The organism is Paracoccus salsus (assembly GCF_021556615.1).
GTDB classification, from domain to species: Bacteria; Pseudomonadota; Alphaproteobacteria; order Rhodobacterales; family Rhodobacteraceae; genus Paracoccus; species Paracoccus salsus.
In genome coordinates this window covers 163,680-181,034 of record NZ_JAKGGD010000007.1, presented here as the reverse complement: position 1 = coordinate 181,034, position 17,355 = coordinate 163,680, and the positions used below count along the sequence as shown (strand labels likewise).

15 protein-coding genes, 1 tRNA gene and 3 pseudogenes are annotated in these 17,355 nt (G+C 62.9%); 1 reads left to right on the top strand and 18 read right to left on the bottom strand.

Translation table 11 applies throughout. The features are described from left to right. Positions 1 to 8 precede the first annotated feature (8 nt). The 5 genes and pseudogenes from L1965_RS14200 to L1965_RS14180 all read right to left on the bottom strand — a co-directional run. Complete coding sequence (locus L1965_RS14200) at positions 9 to 851, bottom strand: hypothetical protein (RefSeq protein WP_235757099.1); 843 nt, start codon at positions 849 to 851, stop codon at positions 9 to 11. A 4-nt stretch (positions 852 to 855) separates the two neighbouring features. Beyond that, entirely contained in the window at positions 856 to 1,185 is a 330-nt protein-coding gene (locus tag L1965_RS14195) for a hypothetical protein (RefSeq protein WP_235757098.1), read from the bottom strand. A 517-nt stretch (positions 1,186 to 1,702) separates the two neighbouring features. Beyond that, positions 1,703 to 2,710: pseudogene (locus tag L1965_RS14190) on the bottom strand (IS91 family transposase); the annotation flags it as partial. A 104-nt stretch (positions 2,711 to 2,814) separates the two neighbouring features. Further along, positions 2,815 to 3,426 (bottom strand): tyrosine-type recombinase/integrase, encoded by a 612-nt coding sequence (locus L1965_RS14185; protein ID WP_241865542.1) that lies wholly within the window; start codon positions 3,424 to 3,426, stop codon positions 2,815 to 2,817. Positions 3,427 to 3,523: 97 nt separating this feature from the next. After that, positions 3,524 to 3,962, bottom strand: a pseudogene (locus L1965_RS14180) (IS5 family transposase); the annotation flags it as partial. 63 nt (positions 3,963 to 4,025) lie between these two features. On the opposite strand from L1965_RS14180, the pseudogene L1965_RS14175 reads away from it, so the two are divergent. After that, positions 4,026 to 4,289: pseudogene (locus tag L1965_RS14175) on the top strand (IS110-like element ISMmg1 family transposase); the annotation flags it as partial. Positions 4,290 to 4,328: 39 nt separating this feature from the next. On the opposite strand, the gene L1965_RS14170 reads toward L1965_RS14175, so the two are convergent. The 13 genes from L1965_RS14170 to L1965_RS14110 all read right to left on the bottom strand — a co-directional run bounded on the left by L1965_RS14170 (position 4,329) and on the right by L1965_RS14110 (position 17,234). After that, positions 4,329 to 5,422, bottom strand: a protein-coding gene (locus L1965_RS14170) for an IS3 family transposase (protein ID WP_235757097.1) whose coding sequence is annotated in 2 segments (ribosomal slippage) — positions 4,329 to 5,161 and positions 5,161 to 5,422 — 1,095 coding nt in all. Because the reading frame shifts where the segments join, the coding sequence is not laid out codon by codon here. A 363-nt stretch (positions 5,423 to 5,785) separates the two neighbouring features. Continuing rightward, positions 5,786 to 5,862, bottom strand: a tRNA-Arg gene (locus L1965_RS14165). Between the two features lie 225 nt (positions 5,863 to 6,087). Continuing rightward, the gene (locus L1965_RS14160) at positions 6,088 to 7,326 is read right to left on the bottom strand and encodes a flavin-dependent oxidoreductase (RefSeq protein WP_235757096.1); all 1,239 of its coding nucleotides are present in this window, start codon (positions 7,324 to 7,326) and stop codon (positions 6,088 to 6,090) included. Further along, positions 7,326 to 7,781 (bottom strand): cupin domain-containing protein, encoded by a 456-nt coding sequence (locus tag L1965_RS14155; protein WP_235757095.1) that lies wholly within the window; start codon positions 7,779 to 7,781, stop codon positions 7,326 to 7,328. The genes L1965_RS14160 and L1965_RS14155 overlap by 1 nt, the downstream gene beginning before the upstream one ends. A gap of 13 nt (positions 7,782 to 7,794) precedes the next feature. Next, a complete protein-coding gene (locus tag L1965_RS14150) occupies positions 7,795 to 8,481 on the bottom strand; it encodes an ABC transporter ATP-binding protein (RefSeq protein ID WP_235757094.1) in 687 nt (228 codons plus the stop codon). Continuing rightward, the gene (locus tag L1965_RS14145; protein WP_235757093.1) at positions 8,481 to 9,236 is read right to left on the bottom strand and encodes an ABC transporter ATP-binding protein; all 756 of its coding nucleotides are present in this window, start codon (positions 9,234 to 9,236) and stop codon (positions 8,481 to 8,483) included. Before L1965_RS14145 ends, L1965_RS14150 begins: the two co-directional genes overlap by 1 nt. Beyond that, on the bottom strand, positions 9,233 to 10,171 hold the full coding sequence (locus L1965_RS14140) for a branched-chain amino acid ABC transporter permease (RefSeq protein ID WP_235757092.1): 939 nt from the start codon (positions 10,169 to 10,171) through the stop codon (positions 9,233 to 9,235). Before L1965_RS14140 ends, L1965_RS14145 begins: the two co-directional genes overlap by 4 nt. Beyond that, complete coding sequence (locus tag L1965_RS14135) at positions 10,168 to 11,085, bottom strand: branched-chain amino acid ABC transporter permease (protein ID WP_235757091.1); 918 nt, start codon at positions 11,083 to 11,085, stop codon at positions 10,168 to 10,170. Before L1965_RS14135 ends, L1965_RS14140 begins: the two co-directional genes overlap by 4 nt. Positions 11,086 to 11,134: 49 nt before the next feature. After that, the gene (locus tag L1965_RS14130) at positions 11,135 to 12,304 is read right to left on the bottom strand and encodes an ABC transporter substrate-binding protein (RefSeq protein ID WP_235757090.1); all 1,170 of its coding nucleotides are present in this window, start codon (positions 12,302 to 12,304) and stop codon (positions 11,135 to 11,137) included. A gap of 154 nt (positions 12,305 to 12,458) precedes the next feature. Further along, positions 12,459 to 13,208, bottom strand: coding sequence for a MipA/OmpV family protein (locus L1965_RS14125; RefSeq protein WP_235757089.1), 750 nt, complete (start codon positions 13,206 to 13,208; stop codon positions 12,459 to 12,461). Between the two features lie 124 nt (positions 13,209 to 13,332). Beyond that, positions 13,333 to 15,189 carry an ABC-F family ATP-binding cassette domain-containing protein gene (locus L1965_RS14120; RefSeq protein ID WP_235757088.1) on the bottom strand — a complete coding sequence of 619 codons (1,857 nt, stop codon included), beginning with the start codon at positions 15,187 to 15,189 and terminating at the stop codon, positions 13,333 to 13,335. A gap of 31 nt (positions 15,190 to 15,220) precedes the next feature. Beyond that, positions 15,221 to 15,463: a hypothetical protein gene (locus L1965_RS14115; RefSeq protein WP_235757087.1), complete on the bottom strand. Its 243-nt coding sequence runs from the start codon at positions 15,461 to 15,463 to the stop codon at positions 15,221 to 15,223. Positions 15,464 to 15,632: 169 nt separating this feature from the next. After that, positions 15,633 to 17,234: a bifunctional metallophosphatase/5'-nucleotidase gene (locus tag L1965_RS14110; protein ID WP_235757086.1), complete on the bottom strand. Its 1,602-nt coding sequence runs from the start codon at positions 17,232 to 17,234 to the stop codon at positions 15,633 to 15,635. Between the last annotated feature and the right edge of the window lie 121 nt (positions 17,235 to 17,355).

Sequence of the window (17,355 nt, the reverse complement as noted above, 5' to 3'; positions counted from 1 at the left end):
ACAATCAATCATCTCTTCAAGTTGTTGAACATGATCGTCTTGGAAAGGCCCATATGCAGTCTCAATACAGAATCGCAATTACTTGCGACAAGCCCACCCGCAGTTTTGCTTGCTTCGTCGTCGGAATATCCCGCATGAGATTTTAATATCTCAATAATGTCGTCGTAGACTTCGTCCTGTCTTGCATCGTCAGTTTCAATGCTGTGAGGAAGCGTAAACTGAACTTCCGGCGCAGGTGCGTCACCATGCGGTTCGCGCCCACACTTTGGCCCGACAAAGTATACGAGAGATATTTGGTCTCCTACGGCGTCCCGCAGCCCCGCGTTCCAAATCATCTCCCAGAACTTGCCTTGGTTGTGGCGCTGCATGTCATTTATGATCAACATGAAGTGGCCACCGCTCCCGACAAACTTCGCCATGGCCTCGCAGACGAGGAGTAGGAGCTTCTTAATGCCCGTTGGCGAGCCATCCACACCATTTACAAAATATGAATTCTCAATATTGATAATGTTATCGCGGCCAGCTTGATTTCGAGACGCTGTATCGCCTGAACCGTTCTGCACTTGCGACCAGTCAATCTCAAAATTCGCTTCTTCAAGTTTTTTTGCGATTGCTACAATCTGGTCGTATCCAGGAAAAGTTGTGCTCCACGCATCGTCCAACCGAAGCGACAACCATTGACCGTTGCCGGTTTTGTTTTGGAACTTCTCCTTTATGAAATGATTGAATTTATCCTCCGCCGCATCATCCGAAACGAAGTCGATCCGAACCACACCTGGCCTTCCGCCGAAAAACGGGTTGAGTTTCTTTTCTTCTCTCAGCCAATCAAGGCGAAAATGCGCGTGACTCATTTTGTCAAAGATCGCTATCGGAAATCTTGATCTTCGTGTTGCCGCCGGATTCATTGTCCGAGGCAATATTCCCAGATCCGTCTTTTGCCTTTACATTCTTCATTTCGATATCGAGATCTTTTTTCGACTTGTTTCGCATGGCGATAGAGCGTGGCTCGTTTGAGCTTCCGGACGAGCGCCAGTGCAGGTAAAAAGTAATGCCTATAACGACAACGAAAACGATTGCCGCAGCACCCAATCTCCAAGCTTCGCTGAGCCCCAACAGCATCGGCTCGACCAGAAAAAACAGCAGAGCTGCCGCGAAGCTTATGAACACCCCGATTATGATTTGCATGTTTATCTCTTACCTCGGCTTGCACCATTGTAGCTGGGGCTGTCGCCGATGACAACGCGGCAAGGGGCATCCAAGGAGGCGCAAATGACCCTCTTATGAGAAAAGGTCTGAGCGGTCTTCCAATGTCCGCTTTGCGGGTATCAACAGGGCCCGTTCGCGGCAGCAGCGAACTTCCGCTCCCCTGAAGGTTTTTCGATGCGGGCCGCGGCGTGACGTGGGCGGCCGGGGGGTGGCGGCCCGCGTTGACAAACCTCGGAAGGAGGAAGCCGCGGGGGTCTTGGATCATCCTATGGGGAAAGTGCGCGGGCGGTCGGGGCGGCGGCTGCATCCGGGGTGCGGCTGATGGCGAGCCAGGTGCCTGATACGGTCGCGAACCCGGCCGATGATCCCGACAGGGCTGTGCGTTTCGGAGTTGCTGCCGCCTTTGGCCGCGCTGGAAACGGGGGCGCACACGCTGTTCGGACCGGATCTGCGGATTGTAGCCGGTGCTGCTTCGTGTCGGATGACGGGCGATATGTCATGCGGCCTGCTCCTTGGGTGGCGCGCGCGCTATCGGTTTCTGCCCGCGCCGGAAGATCTCGATGATGCGCATGGGTCCGCCGCAGCATGGGCATGGCTCGCGCAGGGTGAGCGGGGTGATCTCGGTCTGTGGCTCCGGCCCAGCAACCTGTTCAGGCCGCTGGACGCAGAGCAAGGCGCGGATCTTGGTGATGTTGGCCTTGCGGGCGGCGCTGGAGAGCAGCCCGTAATGCCGGATGCGGTGGAAGCCGTCCGGCAGGACGTGGATCAGGAAGCGGCGGATGAACTCCGGCGCGGCCAGCCGCATGACCTTTTGGCGGTCGCCGGATTTGATGCGATAATCCTTCCAGCGGAAGGTCACGGTATCGGCGTCGGCACTGACCAGGCGATTGTTCGAGATCGCCACCCGGTGGGTATAGCGCCTGAGATAGGCGAGCACGGCCTCGGGTCCGCCGAAGGGCGGTTTGGCATAGACGACCCATTCGGATTTGCGAAACGGGGCGAGCCATGACGTGAAGGTCTCCGCGTGGGCCAGCTTGACCAATGCGCCGAAGAAAGCCAACTGACCGGCCCGGTGCAGATCCATCAGCCCTTCCAGAAACAGGCGTCGAAACAGCCGCGATAGCACCCGCACATGCAGGAAGAACCCGGGGTGGCAGGCGACCCACCTCGTGCCGTCGGGCGACAGGCCGCCGCCTGGAACGATCATGTGGATGTGGGGATGGTGGGTCAGTGCCGAACCCCAGGTATGGAGCACGCTGGTCATGCCGACCCGGGCGCCGAGGCGCTTGGGGTCGGCGGCAATGGTCATCACTGTCTCGGCCGATGCCTTGAACAGCAGCCCGTAGACAGCCTTCTTGTTCCAATAGGCGATCTGCGCGATCTCGACCGGCAGAGTGAAGACGACGTGGAAGTATTCCACGGGCAGCAGATCCTCGGCGCGCGCCGCCATCCAGTCGCGGGCGGCCGGTCCCTGACACTTCGGGCAATGCCGATTCTTGCAGGTAATGGGCGATGCCCATTACCTGCATTATGGGCAGATCCGGTAATGGGGAGCTGGCGGCGACGTGATCGTATTCCTGTGTCCGCCGCCGCCATCCCGGCTCACCATTACGAAGGGGGCTTGAGGAGCGCGATCAGCCTGTCGGACGGTTGGAATGCGCCGCGCCGCAGATGCGGTGGAACAATCGATTCCATTGCGTCGATCTTCTCTGTCGGATCCCCACGCGTGTAGATCTCGGTGGTCGTCAGAGTGGCGTGTCCCAGCCACAGCGACACTTTGCGGATGTCCTGAGTTGCCTGGAGGATGATCATCGCGCATGTGTGCCTGAGCACGTGAGGCGAGATGCGTTTCTTGCTGAGGCCGGGATGTGCTCGTGCGGCGGTCGCTGCATGCTGCTTGAGCAGATACGCGACCTTGGCATAATGGGCCGTCGTGTCGATGCCTCTGTGCCGCAGGACCAACCCGATCTTCTCGAGCGGAACGCCATGGCGCAGCATCTCGGTCGCCGCCGTGTGCCGCAGGACGTGCGCTCCCTTGACCGGCGCCACAATGCCGGCCCGCTGCATGAGGCGTCTCACCACCGACGAGACGCCGTCACCGGACCGGAACGGCCGGAACGGCGCGATATTGCGGAGGAACACGTGATCGCTCCGGCATGTCGAAGGGCGGCACGCGAGGTAGGCGGCGATCGCATCCCCGACGTCTTGCGGAAGCGGCAGAGGCCGGTAAATAGTGACCTTGCGCAGGTGTAGTTGTCGGTTAGCCAGCCGTCAGAAATTTCTGCAGCCGGCGGCTAGGCTCCAGACTCGCTAATTTTCAAAGCCAAAAGATGGCGGCTGCGGTGAACGCGATGACGGATAGGAGGATCTCGGGGCATCGGTCGTAGCGAGTTGCGACCCTGCGCCAGTCTTCCAGACGACCGAACATGATCTCGATGCGGTTGCGCCTCTTGTATCCGCGCTTTCCTAGCAGATGGCCCTGACGCGGGACGTTCTGCCGAAAATGCAGGCCCGTATCCCCTTACCATGTAGGGCTTCCCGGAACCAATTGGCGTCATAGCCTCGGTCGGCGATCAACCTGTCGACCGAAGGCAGGGGGGCGCATAGGGCCCGCGCACCGATGTAGTCGATCACCTGTCCGGGGCGATGATGAAGAGGCGGATCGGTCGCCTAACGCTGTCCATCACGGCGTGAAGCTTGGTATTCATGCCGCCTTTGGTCCGTCCGATCAGGCGCCCAAGCCCCCCTTTATGGATGGCCCGCCCCTCCCGCCGCCGCTCGTGTAAGGTGTCGGTATTCAAAGGAGGAAGGAACGAACCATGAGCATTGTGATCTTGGGAATTGATCTAGGCAAAAACAGCTGCAGCATCGTCGGCCTTGACGCGAACGGTGCGGTTATCGTGCGTCGGCGAATGCGACGCGATGGCGTGATCGCGTTTGCCGCAAAGTTGAAGCCATGCACGATGGCAATGGAAGCGTGCTGCGGCGCCCATCATATGGGCCGATCGCTGGCGGGACTGGGGCACGAGGTCCGGTTGATGTCGCCTGAATATGTGCGGCCCTACGTCAAGGCGCAGAAAAACGGTAATCCTCCCCAATTTAACGGGGCGCGACCGTAGAACTCATGCGGCCATTTTCAGCTTCATGGCGGGTGTGACCCCGCCGATGCCCAGGTTGGGGCGTTCGTTGTTGTAGGTCCATAGCCATTCGGTGGCGATCCGCTGCACCTCATCGATGGTTTCGAAGATGTAGAGGTCCAGCCATTCGTGTCGGACCGTCCGGTTGTAGCGCTCGACATAGGCGTTCTGCTGCGGCTTGCCGGGCTGGATGTAGGTCAGGGCGATGCCCTGCTTCTCGGCCCAGGTCATGAGCGTGGAACTGACATACTCGGGGCCGTTGTCGACCCTGATCGCCAAGGGCTTGCCGCGCCATTCGATGATCTGGTTCAGGGACCGGACGACCCGTTCGGCGGGCAGCGAGAAGTCGACCTCGATCCCCAGACCTTCGCGGTTGAAATCGTCCAGCACGTTCAAGAGCCGGAACGGGCGCCCGTCGACCAGGCGATCGGCCATGAAGTCCATCGACCAGACCAGGTTCGGCGCCTCCGGCACGGCCAGTTCCTCGGGCTTCTCCCGCTTCAGCCTGCGCCGCGGCTTGATCCGCAGGTTCAGCTCCAGCTCGCAGTAGATCCGGTGAACCCGCTTGTGGTTCCAGGCATGCCCCTTCACGTTCCGCAGGTGCAGAAAGCACAGGCCGAAGCCCCAGGTCTTGGTCTTGTGGACGTTGGTTAGCCCGACCAGCAGGTCGGCGATCATCTCGTTCTCGTCGTCCCGCTTCGGGCTGTAGCGGAAACAGGTCTCGCTGACCCCGAACGCTCGGCACGCCAGCGCGATGCTGACCCCTTTCGTCGCCATCGCCTTCTCGGCCAACTCTCGGCGCTGAGCTGGCCGCGTCACTTTTTTCCGAGCGCCTCTCGGAGCAGATCGGCCTGCATGCTCAGGTCCGCGAACATGCGCTTCAGGCGCCGGTTCTCGTCCTCCAAGGCCTTCATCTGGCTCATCATGGACGCGTCCATGCCGCCATACTTGGCCCGCCACTTGTAGAACGTCGCGCTGCTGATCCCGTGCTCACGGCACAGCTCCGGCACGGGCATCCCGCCCTCAGCCTGACGCAGCACGCTCATGATCTGGGCCTCGGTGAAACGGCTCTTCTTCATCGGAATCTCCTCGTCGATCTTGCCGAGAAAATTCTACGTGCGCATCCCCTTAACCATGGGGAGGATTACCGTTGCACACTCAGTGCACACCAAAATGTGGTCCGCCGCCATATCCCCTGCAGTGCTTGCCGGAACTAGCAGCTCCGCCTTTCTCGATGCGATGCTTGGCGAGATGAAAGAAGGCGATGCAAGCAGGAACGCTGAAGTCATGCGCCTTCGACCAGAAGACCGCGCTAAAGATTCGATGGGCTATCGATACAGCTTCAGCTCACTACCGCGATTGCACTGCTTACGCGAATTTCCCACGTAAGCACTAGGTCCACAAATGCACGGAAGTTTAAGTTATTGATTTATAGTGTTTTTTGGCGCACCCGAGAGGATTCGAACCTCTGGCCTCTGCCTTCGGAGGGCAGCGCTCTATCCAGCTGAGCTACGGGTGCATACCGTTCGCGAGATGCTTACGCCATGCTTACGCGAGAATTTCGTCGGCATGAAGAGCAAACCCGACATTCGCTCAAACCGTTGTTTAGTCACTTCTTTCTTCCAACACAACCAAGCTTCACCAGCCTTGACCTCTGCCTTCGGAGGGCAGCGCTCTATCCAGCTGAGCTACGGGTGCAGCGTGGCTTCAATAACTGCGGGAGGCGCGCTGTGCAATGACGAAATCAACCGCGACGGACCAGCGAGAAACCGGCCATGACCGCATATCCCTTGACCAGCGCCTCGCGATCATTGCGGGGCAGCACATCGTCGATATCGGCGAAGCCGGCCGGAGCAAGCCGTTCCACGGCGTCGATCACGCCCTCGGGACCGCCCTTTCGGTTCTGGGCCACGATCTCGGCCGTGCGGGGGCGGCGCTCGGCCTCGTAGCTCCACAGGGCCGCGCGCGGGTGGGGCTGCTGCTTCAGCGCGTCGGCCACACAGCGTGCGTCCAGGACCGCCTGGCTGGCGCCATTCGAACCGACCGGATACATCGGATGCGCCGCATCGCCCAGCAAGGTCACGCGCCCGAACGTCCAGCGCGGCAGCGGATCGCGGTCGGCCATCGGGTATTCGAAGATCTCGGAGGTGGCGCGGACCAGCGCCTCGATATCGTAATCGGGAATGTGAAAGCGTCGGGCGTAAGGCAGCACCGTCGACAGCGGAACCCGGCGCGACCAGCTGTCCGGCGGCGGCGGGCTGACCGAGGGATCCCTGGTCCGGACATTCACCACCCAGTTCATCAGCTGTCGGCCATCATCCTGTGGCGGCGCGATCGGATAAAGGACCAGCTTGGCCCCGAAACCGCCTCCGATCGCCATGACGGTCCCGTCGCGCCAGGGCACGAACATCGCGGCGCCGCGCCACATCGAGACGCCGTTCCACGATGGCGCGCCCTCGCCGGGATAGAAATGCCGGCGCCCTGCCGAGTGGATGCCATCGGCGCAGATCAGCACATCGCCGCGCACCACCTGCGAGGCGCCGCCTTCGACGCTGTCCACGAATTGCGCGGTCACGCCGCCCTCGTCCTGGACGAAACCCGCAAGCCGGCGCCCGCATTGCACCGCATCCCGCCCCAACCGGTCGATCACCGCGTCATGCAGGACTTTCTGCAGCGTTCCGCGATGGATCGACAGTTGCGGCACATCGTGACCGGCCAGCGTGCCGCGTGGTTCGTCCCAGACCTGCTGGCCGTTGCGGGTGTAGTAGAACAGATGGGCGGTGCGGACGGCCACCCGATCCAGCGGCTCCAGCAGGCCCAGCCCGTCCAGTTCGCGGATCGCGTGCGGCAGGACATTGATGCCGACGCCAACCTCGCGGACCTCGCGGGCGGCCTCCCAGATCCGGCAGGGAATGCCGCGGGCGTGCAGCATCAGCGCCGTGGTCAGGCCACCGATCCCCGCGCCGGCGATGAGGACCCGCATCAGGCTTCGTCCTCGGGCGGCAGGAAGTCCACCTCGTGGGCGGCCGAAATGGCCACGACTTCCGCGGGGTTGGGGTTGGGACCAAGATTGTGCAGCGCCCAGAACAGATCATGCAGCCTGCGCGTGGGCGATACCCAGAACAGGCATTTGATGTCGGTGTCGGACTTGTTGAAGATGCCATGCGGGACGCCCATCGGCAGACGGACCAGATCGCCCGGCACCGCGCGCTGCTGCGCACCATCCAGCCACAGATCGAAGCAACCATCGAGGATATACAGGAACTCATCCTGCGTGGGATGGATATGAGGCGGCACGAAAGTGCCTTTCGGAAGCGTTGCGTGCCAGGACATCGAGGCGTCCGACAGCTGCTTGGGGACATAGATCTGGCCCAGGATGTTCCAGCTGATGCCTTCGATGCCTTCGGTGGCGCGGGTGATCCCGGCGGTCATGGTCATGTCTGTTCCCCCTTTACACATGCAGGAAGCGTTCCTTGATCTCGGGTGTGGAGCGCAGTGCGTCGCTGTCGCCCGACCAGACGCTGCGACCCTTCTCGATCACCACATGGCGATCGGCAAATCGGGTCAGCGCATCGACGTTCTTGTCGATGATGAGGATGGATTCCCCGGCCGCCTTGAGCTGGGACAGGCAGGCCCAGATCTCGTCCCGGATCAACGGCGCCAGACCCTCGGTCGCCTCGTCCAGCACCACAAGGCGCGGGTTGGTCATCAAGGCGCGTCCGATGGCCAGCATCTGCTGTTCGCCGCCGGACAGCTGGTTGCCCTTGTGGCCCATCCGCTCACCAAGGCGCGGAAACAGCGACAGCACGCGATCCAGCGTCCACTGGCCGGGCCGCGCCATCGCGATCAGGTTTTCGCGCACGTCGAGGGTGGGAAAGATCTGCCGGCCTTCGGGCACGAGGCCAAGCCCGGCACGGGCGATGCGATGAGGGGCCGCGTTGGTCATGTCCTGGCCGCCGATCAGCACCCTGCCTGCCTTCGCCGGCAGCAGGCCAAAGACGGTGCTGATCGTGGTCGTCTTGCCCATGCCGTTGCGGCCCAGCAGCGTGACGACCTCGCCCTCGGCGACATCGAAGCTGATATCGTGCAGGACCTGGCTTTCGCCATAAGCGGCTTGCAGGGCCTCGACCTTCAGCATCAGGACCCCTCCCCCGCCTCTTCGCCCAGATAGGCGGTGCGGACCCGCGCGTCGTCGCGGATCTGTTCGGGCCGGCCGGTGGCGATGATCCTGCCATAGACCAGCACGCTGATCCGGTCGGCCAACGCAAAGACGGCGTCCATGTCGTGCTCGATCAACACCAGCGTCACGTCGCGCTTGAGGCCGCGCATGACCTCGACCAGCCGGTCGGCCTCTTGTCCGCTGGTTCCGGCCAGAGGTTCGTCCAGCAACAGCAGGCGAGGCCGGGTTGCCAGGGCGATGGCCAGTTCCAGTTGCCGCTTCTCGCCATGTGACAGGCTTCCGGCGCGGAAAAAGGCGCGGTCGGCGATGCCCACCCGCGCCAGCACCGCCAGCGCGGCATCGTTCAGCGCCTGTTCCTTGCTGACCGGCGCGAAGAAGCGAAAGCTGGAACCCGACCGTGCCTGCACGGCGGCGGCGACATTCTCGAGCACGGAAAACCCCGGCAGGATCGAGGTGATCTGGAAGCTGCGCGACATGCCCGCACGAACCCGCCTGTGCATCGGCATCCCCATCATCTCGGTCCCGGCGAAGCGCACCGACCCGCCATCCGAACCGGCCTGGCCGGCCAGTTGCGAAATCAGCGTCGTCTTGCCCGCGCCGTTCGGCCCGATGATGGCGTGCAGTTCCCCCTCATCGACGGTCAGGTCGAGATCGTCGGTGACCTTCAGCGCGCCGTAGGATTTGCGCAGATTGCGGACCTCGAGCAGGCTCATAGCCGCCTCCGGAAGAAGCCTGTGAGACCATCGCGGGAATACAGCACGACCAGAACAAGGATCAGACCGAACAGGATCTGCCAGTGCTCGGTCAGGATCGCCAGCCACTCTTCCAGCAGCAGCGCGATCGTCGCACCCGCGATCGCGCCAAGCAGGTTGCCGATGCCGCCGAACACCACCATCACCACCAGTTCGCCCGAGCGGTGCCAGTCCATGAACGCGGGCGACACGAAACTGGTCTGGTTGGCCAGCATGACCCCGGCGACCGACGCCATGCAGCCCGAAATGACGAAGGCCGTCAGCTGATAGCGGAACGGCGAAAAGCCGATTGCCTGCATCCGCACCGGGTTCTCGCGCGTGCCGGTCAGCACCCGGCCGAAACGCGACCGGGTGATCGCGACCGCCAGCAGGTAAAGCCCCACCAGCAGCGCCAGGCCGGTGTAGTACAGCGCCGTGTCGCTTTCCAGCAGCGGCTGGCCGAAGACCGTCGAGCGCGCCGCCAGCGTCACCCCGTCATCGCCGCCATAGGCCGACAACGAGACGAAGAAGAAATAGGCCATCTGCGCGAAAGCAAGGGTGATCATGATGAAATAGATGCCCCGGGTCCGCAGCGAGATCGCGCCCGTCACCAGTGCGAAGACGGCGGCGGCACAGATCGCGGCCAGCAGGTGAAGGCCCAGATCTGTGATCCCCGCCCGGCTGAGGATTGCGACCGAATAGGCTCCGATGCCCAGATAGGCCGCATGCCCAAAGCTGACCATGCCGCCATAGCCAAGGATCAGATCCAGCGCCAGGGCGGCGATGGCATAGGCGAGGATGCGGGTCGCGATGACGATGAGATAGATGTCGTCCAGCCAGACCGCGATCAGCGGCAGCAGCGCAAAAGCCGTGAAAAGCAGGGTCGCGGCCCAGGCGCGATTCGGGATCAGCCTCATGATCTGGCCCCGAACAGGCCGGCGGGACGGACGGACAGGATGACCGCCATCAGGATATAGACCAGCATCGGTGCCAGCACGCGACCGGTCTGCCCCGCCGCCGAAGGGTCCAGAAAGCTGCGCAGGATGATCGGGCCGAAGCTGCGCCCCATCGTATCCACCAGCCCGACCAGCAACGCGCCCGCGAAGGCCCCCTTGACCGACCCGATCCCCCCGATCACGATCACCACGAAAGCCAGGATCAACACGCTTTCACCCATCCCGGGATCCACCGTCAGGATCGGCGCGACCATCGCCCCGGCAAACCCCGCCAGCATGGCGCCGAAGGCGAAGATGATCGTGAACAGCGACCGGATATCCACACCAAGCGCCGACACCATCGCGCGGTTGGTGGCACCGGCCCTGAGCCGCATTCCGATCCGCGTGCGCGTGATGATCAGCCACAGCGCGACCGCCGTCGCCAGCCCCGCCCCGATCACCACCAGACGGAAGACCGGGTAACGCAGCGGCCCGATCAGCGGGACCGATCCCGAAAGCAACTCGGGCATCCGCACCGACAGCGGAGCCGAGCCCCAGATCACTTCGACGCCTTCGCTGATGATCATCACCAGCCCGAAGGTCGCCAGTACCTGGTCCAGATGCGGCCGGTCGTAGAGCTTGCGAAACACCAGCAGTTCCAGCACCAGTCCGACCAGCAGCGTCGCGGGCAAGGTCAGCAGCAGACCAAGCCCGTAACTGCCGGTGAGCTGGCTGAATGTGACCGCCAGATAGGCGCCCACCATGTAGATCACGCCATGGGCGAGATTGACGAAATCCATGATCCCGAAAACCAGCGTCAGGCCGGCGGCGATCAGGAACAGCAGGATGCCGAACTGCACCCCGTTCAGAAACTGAATCAGAAACAGGCTTGTCATGCTTGGGTCCTGACGAGAAGGGGGCGCCGCCTCGGCGCCCCCCATCGCTTCAGTTCATCGTGCAATCGGCGACGTAATTGTCAGCGTAGTCGTCAAAGATCTTCTTGACGATCGAGGTGGCGAATTTGCCGTCCTCGCGCTGCACGACCTGGGTCAGGTAGAAATCCTGGATCGGATAATGGTTCGTCCCGAAGCTGAAATCTCCGCGGACCGAGGTGAAGGGCGCGCTTTCCAGCGCCGCGATCAGCGCGTCCTTGTCGCCGGTGCCGCCGGCCTCGCGAAGCGCGCCGTCGATCAGATGCGCCGCATCGAAGGCCTGCATGGCATAGGTCGCCGGGACCTTGCCGTAGGTCGCCTCGTAGGCTTCCACGAAGGCCTTGTTCTCGGGTGTGTCCAGGTCTGGCGCCCAGTTCGATCCCGCAAGGAAGCCAAGCGCCGCGTCCTGCTGTGCGGGCAACGTCGATTCGTCAACCGTGAAGGCCGACAGGAAGGGGATCGTCTCAAGCCCTGCCTGGCGGTACTGCTTGACCAGGTTCACGCCCATGCCGCCGGGCATGAAGGCGAAGACCGCGTCCGGCTGCATCGCCGCGATCTGCGCCAGTTCGGCCGAATAATCCAGCTGACCAAGCTGGGTGAAGATCTCGCCTGCGACATCGCCCTTGTAGCTGTTCCTGAAGCCCGCGAGGCTGTCCTTGCCGGCCTGATAGTTCGGCGCCAGCAGGAAGACGTTGCTGTAGCCCTGTTCCTGCGCGTAGGCGCCCATCACCTCGTGCATCTGGTCATTCTGGTAGGAGGTGACGAAGAAGTTCCGATTGCACTCGGCGCCGGCATAGTTCGACGTGCCGGCGTTCGGGCTGATCAGGATCGCGCCGGAATCGGTCACCGGCTTCATGATCGCGCCGAGGATGTTCGAGAAGATCGGGCCCACGACGATATCGACACCGTCGCGTTCGACCAGTTCGCGAGCCTTGTTGGCGGCGATGTCCGGCTTCTGCTCGTCATCGACGACCACGATCTCGGTCTTCATGCCACCGATCTCTCCGATCTGCTCGGCGGCCAGCAAGAAGCCGTCGCGGCCCATCTCACCCAGCACCGCCGCAGGACCGGACAGGGTAAAGATCAGGCCGATCTTCAGGCTGTCTTCGCTTTGGGCGACCGCCGGACCTGCGAGGCAGGTGGTCGCGGCCAGCAGGGCAAGAAACTTCCGGGAATGGGTCATGGCTACCTTCCTGTTGCAAGAGCTGCGTTTGCCGCAGCATGTCTTGTGCGTTCACTCTAGAACGCACCAACAGAAGGGGCCGAGTCAAGAAATTATTTCAGGCTTAAAACAATTCGCCCCTGCGCGACAGGTCTTGCGCCGGGCGGCGCGGGCATCAGAAGCCGAACGAGAAGCGGCGGACGATGCCAAGGCGCAGCGAAGGCTGATATTCATCCTGCACGACCGGCGAATCCGCGGCATCACCGATCAGCTTTCCGTACTGGACCTCTCCCAGAAGCGCCGTCGAGTCGGTCAGGGCGTAGCGCGCCTCGAACGAGATCGCGGCGACGTTGAAGCCCCCGCCCGGCGCATAGCTGGCATAGCCGCTTGTCGCGGCCTCGGCAGGCGTGACGCCGAAATAGGTGTCGTTGTAGTCGGCATCGCCATATCCGAACTCGACACCCGACCAAAGCGTGATCCGGTCGCTGAGTTCGGTCCGGTACTTGGCCCCCACCTCGCCCTTCAGCCCCTCATGCCCGTCAAAACCGCGCCGCAGCGTCCCATAGACATTGACCGGCCCGATGCCATAGCTGACGCGCGCACCAAGCTCATAGGCACGGTCGATCTCGTCCAGGCCGGTCAGCGCGGCGTCGTCGGACGACTCGCGGGAACCGATGGTGCCGAACGATGGCGAAATCGCGAATCCCTGGTCGGCACCGGAATTTGCATCGGTCCCGAAACCGGCATTGCGCCAGATCAGCCACGGCGCGGCCTCGGCATCATCCGAACCCGGATAGACCGGCCGCCCGGCAACCCCCAACCCCAGATCGACCGAAAACTGCCGCCCGTCGGCACGGCCGAAATCCTGAGCCAAGGCCGGCGTGGCGGCGGCTGCGACGAGGGCAAGGGCAAGGGTGATCTTCATGAACGTGATCCGGTGTCAGGTTTCGGACAAGCGCACCATCTCTAGGGCCGAATCATCAGCTCACACAAGCCGTCGCAGCACCCGGCACGGTATTCGGCAGCTTGCGCCGCAGCCCTGCAACAGGTCAGCCCCTCGCGGCGCCTTCCAGGGTCTCCAGCGCGCTCATCCACAAGCTTTCCGCGCGCGCCATGGCCTGCACCGCCTCGGCGCGCTTGCGGGCCCATTTCTTGGCTTCGTGGGGGTCGTTGTAAAGCGCGGGGTCGGCGAGTTTCACATCCAGCTTCTCAAGCATCTCGGTCAGCTTCTCGACCCGCCCCTCGGCACGGCGAACTTCTGCCCGAAGGGCTTGCAATTCGTCACGGGCCGGGCGCCGCGGCGCGGGCTTCGGGGCCTCGGGCGCGGCTTTCGGCTTTTGCGTCTCGTCACCCGTCAGCAGGAAACGTCGATAATCGTCCAGATCGCCCTCGTAGGACGTCACCGCCCCGTCGTTGACCAGCCACAGCCGGTCCGCGACCAGCCCCAGCAGGTGCATGTCGTGACTGACCAGCACGACGGCACCGGTGTAATCGTTCAGGGCTTCGGACAGCGCCTCGCGGCTTTCGATGTCGAGATGGTTGGTGGGCTCGTCCAGCACCAGCAGATGGGGTGCGTCGATTGTCGCGATCAGCAGCGACAACCGCGCCTTCTGCCCCCCGGACAGCAGACCGACCCGGGTCCCGGCCTGAGCCTCCATGAGCCCGAACCCGGCCAGCCGGGCGCGCAGCCGGGCCGGCGCCTCGGCCGGGCGCAGGCGGCGGATATGTTCGACGGGGGTTTCATCCAGCGACAATTCATCGACCTGATGCTGCGCGAAATAGCCGACCCGCAGCTTCCCCGAACGCACGAACTTGCCCTCCATCGTCCCAAGCCGCTCGGCCAGCAGCTTGGACAGCGTGGACTTGCCCTGCCCGTTCCGTCCCAGCAGCGCAATCCGGTCATCCTGGTCGATTCGCAGGTTCAGACGCCGCAGCACCGCCCGGTCACCGTAACCGACCGACACATTCTCCATCGCCACGATCGGCGGCGACAATTCCTCGGGCTGGGGAAAGCCGAAGCGGTGAAATTTTGCCTCTTCGGGCGCGGTGATCGGCTGCATCTTTTCCAGCATCTTCACGCGGGCCTGAGCCTGTCGCGCCTTGGTGGCCTTGGCCCGGAACCGGTCCACGAAGCTTTGCAGATGTTCGCGTCGCGCCTGCTGCTTCTTGGCTTCGGCCGCCTGCGATGCGCGTTTCTCGGCCCGGAGCCGGGCAAAGCTGTCATAGCCACCCGTATACAGCGTCAGCTTGCGCGCCTCGACATGCAGGATATGGCCAACCGCACGATTGAGCAGGTCGCGATCATGGCTGATGATGATGACCGTATGCGGATAACGCGCCAGATAGGTCTCCAGCCAGAGCGCGCCTTCCAGGTCGAGATAGTTGGTCGGCTCGTCCAGCAGCAACAGGTCAGGCTGGGAAAACAGCACTCCGGCCAGCGCGACGCGCATCCGCCACCCGCCCGAGAAGTCGCTGGTGGGTCGCCCCTGGTCGGCAGCCGAAAACCCCAGACCATCAAGGATCGACGCAGCCCGCGCCTCGGCCGACCAGGCATCGATATCGGTCAGCCGGGTCTGGATCTCGGCGATCCGGTGGGCGTCGGTCGCCCTGTCGCTTTCGCCAAGCAGTTCCGCGCGTTCACGATCCTCGCTCAGCACCGTGTCAAGCACCGAGCGGTCGGTTCCGGGCGCCTCTTGCGCGATGCCGCCGATGCGGGCGCGCGAGGGCAGGCTGATCTCTCCGCCGTCAAGCACCAGCTCGCCACGGATCAGGCGGAACAGCGTCGTCTTGCCCGCGCCGTTGGGACCGACAAGTCCGACCTTGTGGCCCTGAGGGATCGAGGCCGAGGCGTGTTCGAACAGCGGGCGGCCCTGGATGGCGAATGAAATGTCGTCGATATGCAGCATGGACGCGGCATGGCGCAAGCAACGCAGGTCGTCAATGGGCCTCGACGCCGCAAATCTCCTGCGTGATTTTTCCAGAGTGACCTGCTGGCTCGAAGGGCGAGGTGCTGGTCGGGGCAAATGACCGCCGGCTGGCGGATCGGCAGAACGACCAGTTCGAGTTCGCGCAGTTCATCATCCTGAACAAGCTCACGGATGCGGGGAACACCCGGATCGCCGCGGCGCGCAAGATCGGCGAATGGCCGGGCGAAACGAAGCCCGGCACGATCCTTGCCAAGTGCCCCCTTTCGGATTGCGCCCAACGCCGTCGCATCGCCAAGCGAGGGATCTGCAATGCCTGGCCCGCGCCGAAGACCGCGCAATGGTGCGACAAGGGTGGTTGCGCTCAAGCATGGCCCCCGCCGCGAAGGGGCGGCAGGGGCGGGCTGAATGCCCCGGGATCGCGACTACCGGATGGTGATCCGACCATCCAGGCTGGGGGCGTATGCAGGCCCCTGCCCGGCCAGGTAATCGGCAAGCACCTCGGCCAGATCGGGGCCGAAATCATAAGCGTTGCGGGCGTTTGTGGCAAAGACATCATAGCCGTCCCCGCCGCCGCGCATGAAGTTGTTCGACACGACGCCGTACGTCGCCGTCGGGTCGATCGCGCTCCATTCGTCGCCATCCCGGACCATGACATCGCTGACCCGGCTACCGGGCTCGGCCTCTGGATCGATCGTGTATCGGATTCCCGCGACCTGAGCGAAGCGACCGCCGCCTTCCTCGATCTGGCTTGCCCCGTTTTCCAGCGCGGCGATCACATCCGATCCAAGCAACTGGAAGGTCGCAAGCGTGTTCTGGAACGGCAGGACAGTATAGACTTCACCCATCGTCACCGGCCCTGCATCGATCGAGGCCCGCAGCCCGCCACCATTGGCAATGGCGATCCCGATGCCCTGATCCTTCACGCGATCGAGCATTGCGTCGGCGACCAGATTGCCCATCTCGCATTCCCTGGCGCGGCAGTTCACCCGGTCACCGTCGATGGGTGCGGATGTCTGGGCCACCACCTTGTTGCGCAACTCATCGATCGGCGCGGCCAGTTCCCTGATCCGGGCCAGCGTTTCCTCGTCCGGGGTGACCGACGCATCCATCAGGATCGGCTCGCCCTCGACTCTGGTGACCTTGCCGTAATCGTCGAATGTAAGCTTGAGATGGCCAAGATATTTCGAGTAGGCATAGGCCTGCACGACCGGAACCTCGACACCGTCGGCGCCCGCCACCATCGTCGGATAGGGGCCGACGGCGTTGTCCATCGTTCCCAACGCACTGTGCGAGTGGCCGCCCACGATCGCGTCAAGACCCGGGACTGCCGCCGCCAGTTCCTGATCGCGCTTGTAGCCCTCGTGCGTCAGCGCGATGATCTTGGTCACACCCTGTTCGGTCAGCTCCTGGACATCGGCCTTGATGCTTTCGACATCGTCCATGAAGATCACGTCGTCACCCGGAGAAGAGATCTCGGGCGTGTCGAGCGTGGTGCCCCCGATGATGCCGATCTTTTCGCCGCCGCGTTCGATGATCGTGCTGCCGACAAGCTTTCCATGCAGGTGCGTGTCCTGCGACGCATCGATATTGGCCGAGATCACAGGAAATTCGACCATGTCCATGAATGCCGCCAGCGTCTCGGGGCCATCGTCGAATTCGTGGTTGCCTACCGCCATCGCGTCATAGGCCAGCTTGTTCATGAACTCGGCTGCAGCCTTGCCCTTGTAGGTGGTGTAGAAGAGGCTGCCCTGAAACTGATCGCCCGCATCCAGAAGGATCACCGGTTCGCCGGCTTCTTCCAGCTGCTTGCGCAGTTCGGCGATCTTGGTCACGAATCGGGCGCTGCCGCCGAAGCATTCGCCCGCCTCTTCGGTTTCGCCGTCACAGGTACTGTCGTATTTGTTGATCGATTCGATTCGACTGTGAAAGTCGTTCGTATGAAGGATATGCAGCACGGTCTCGGCCTGCGCGGATCCCGCAAACAAGGCTGCGACGGAAACAGCCGTCAGAAGGCGGAGGGTCATCCGTGATTCCTTTCAACTCCGTTGATCTTGTCTGCGCAGATTGGCCCAGTAGCGACAGCCGGTCAAACGCCGCAGTCAGCAGATCGCCCACTCAGAACCAGAATCGCCCGCATCGCGTGCT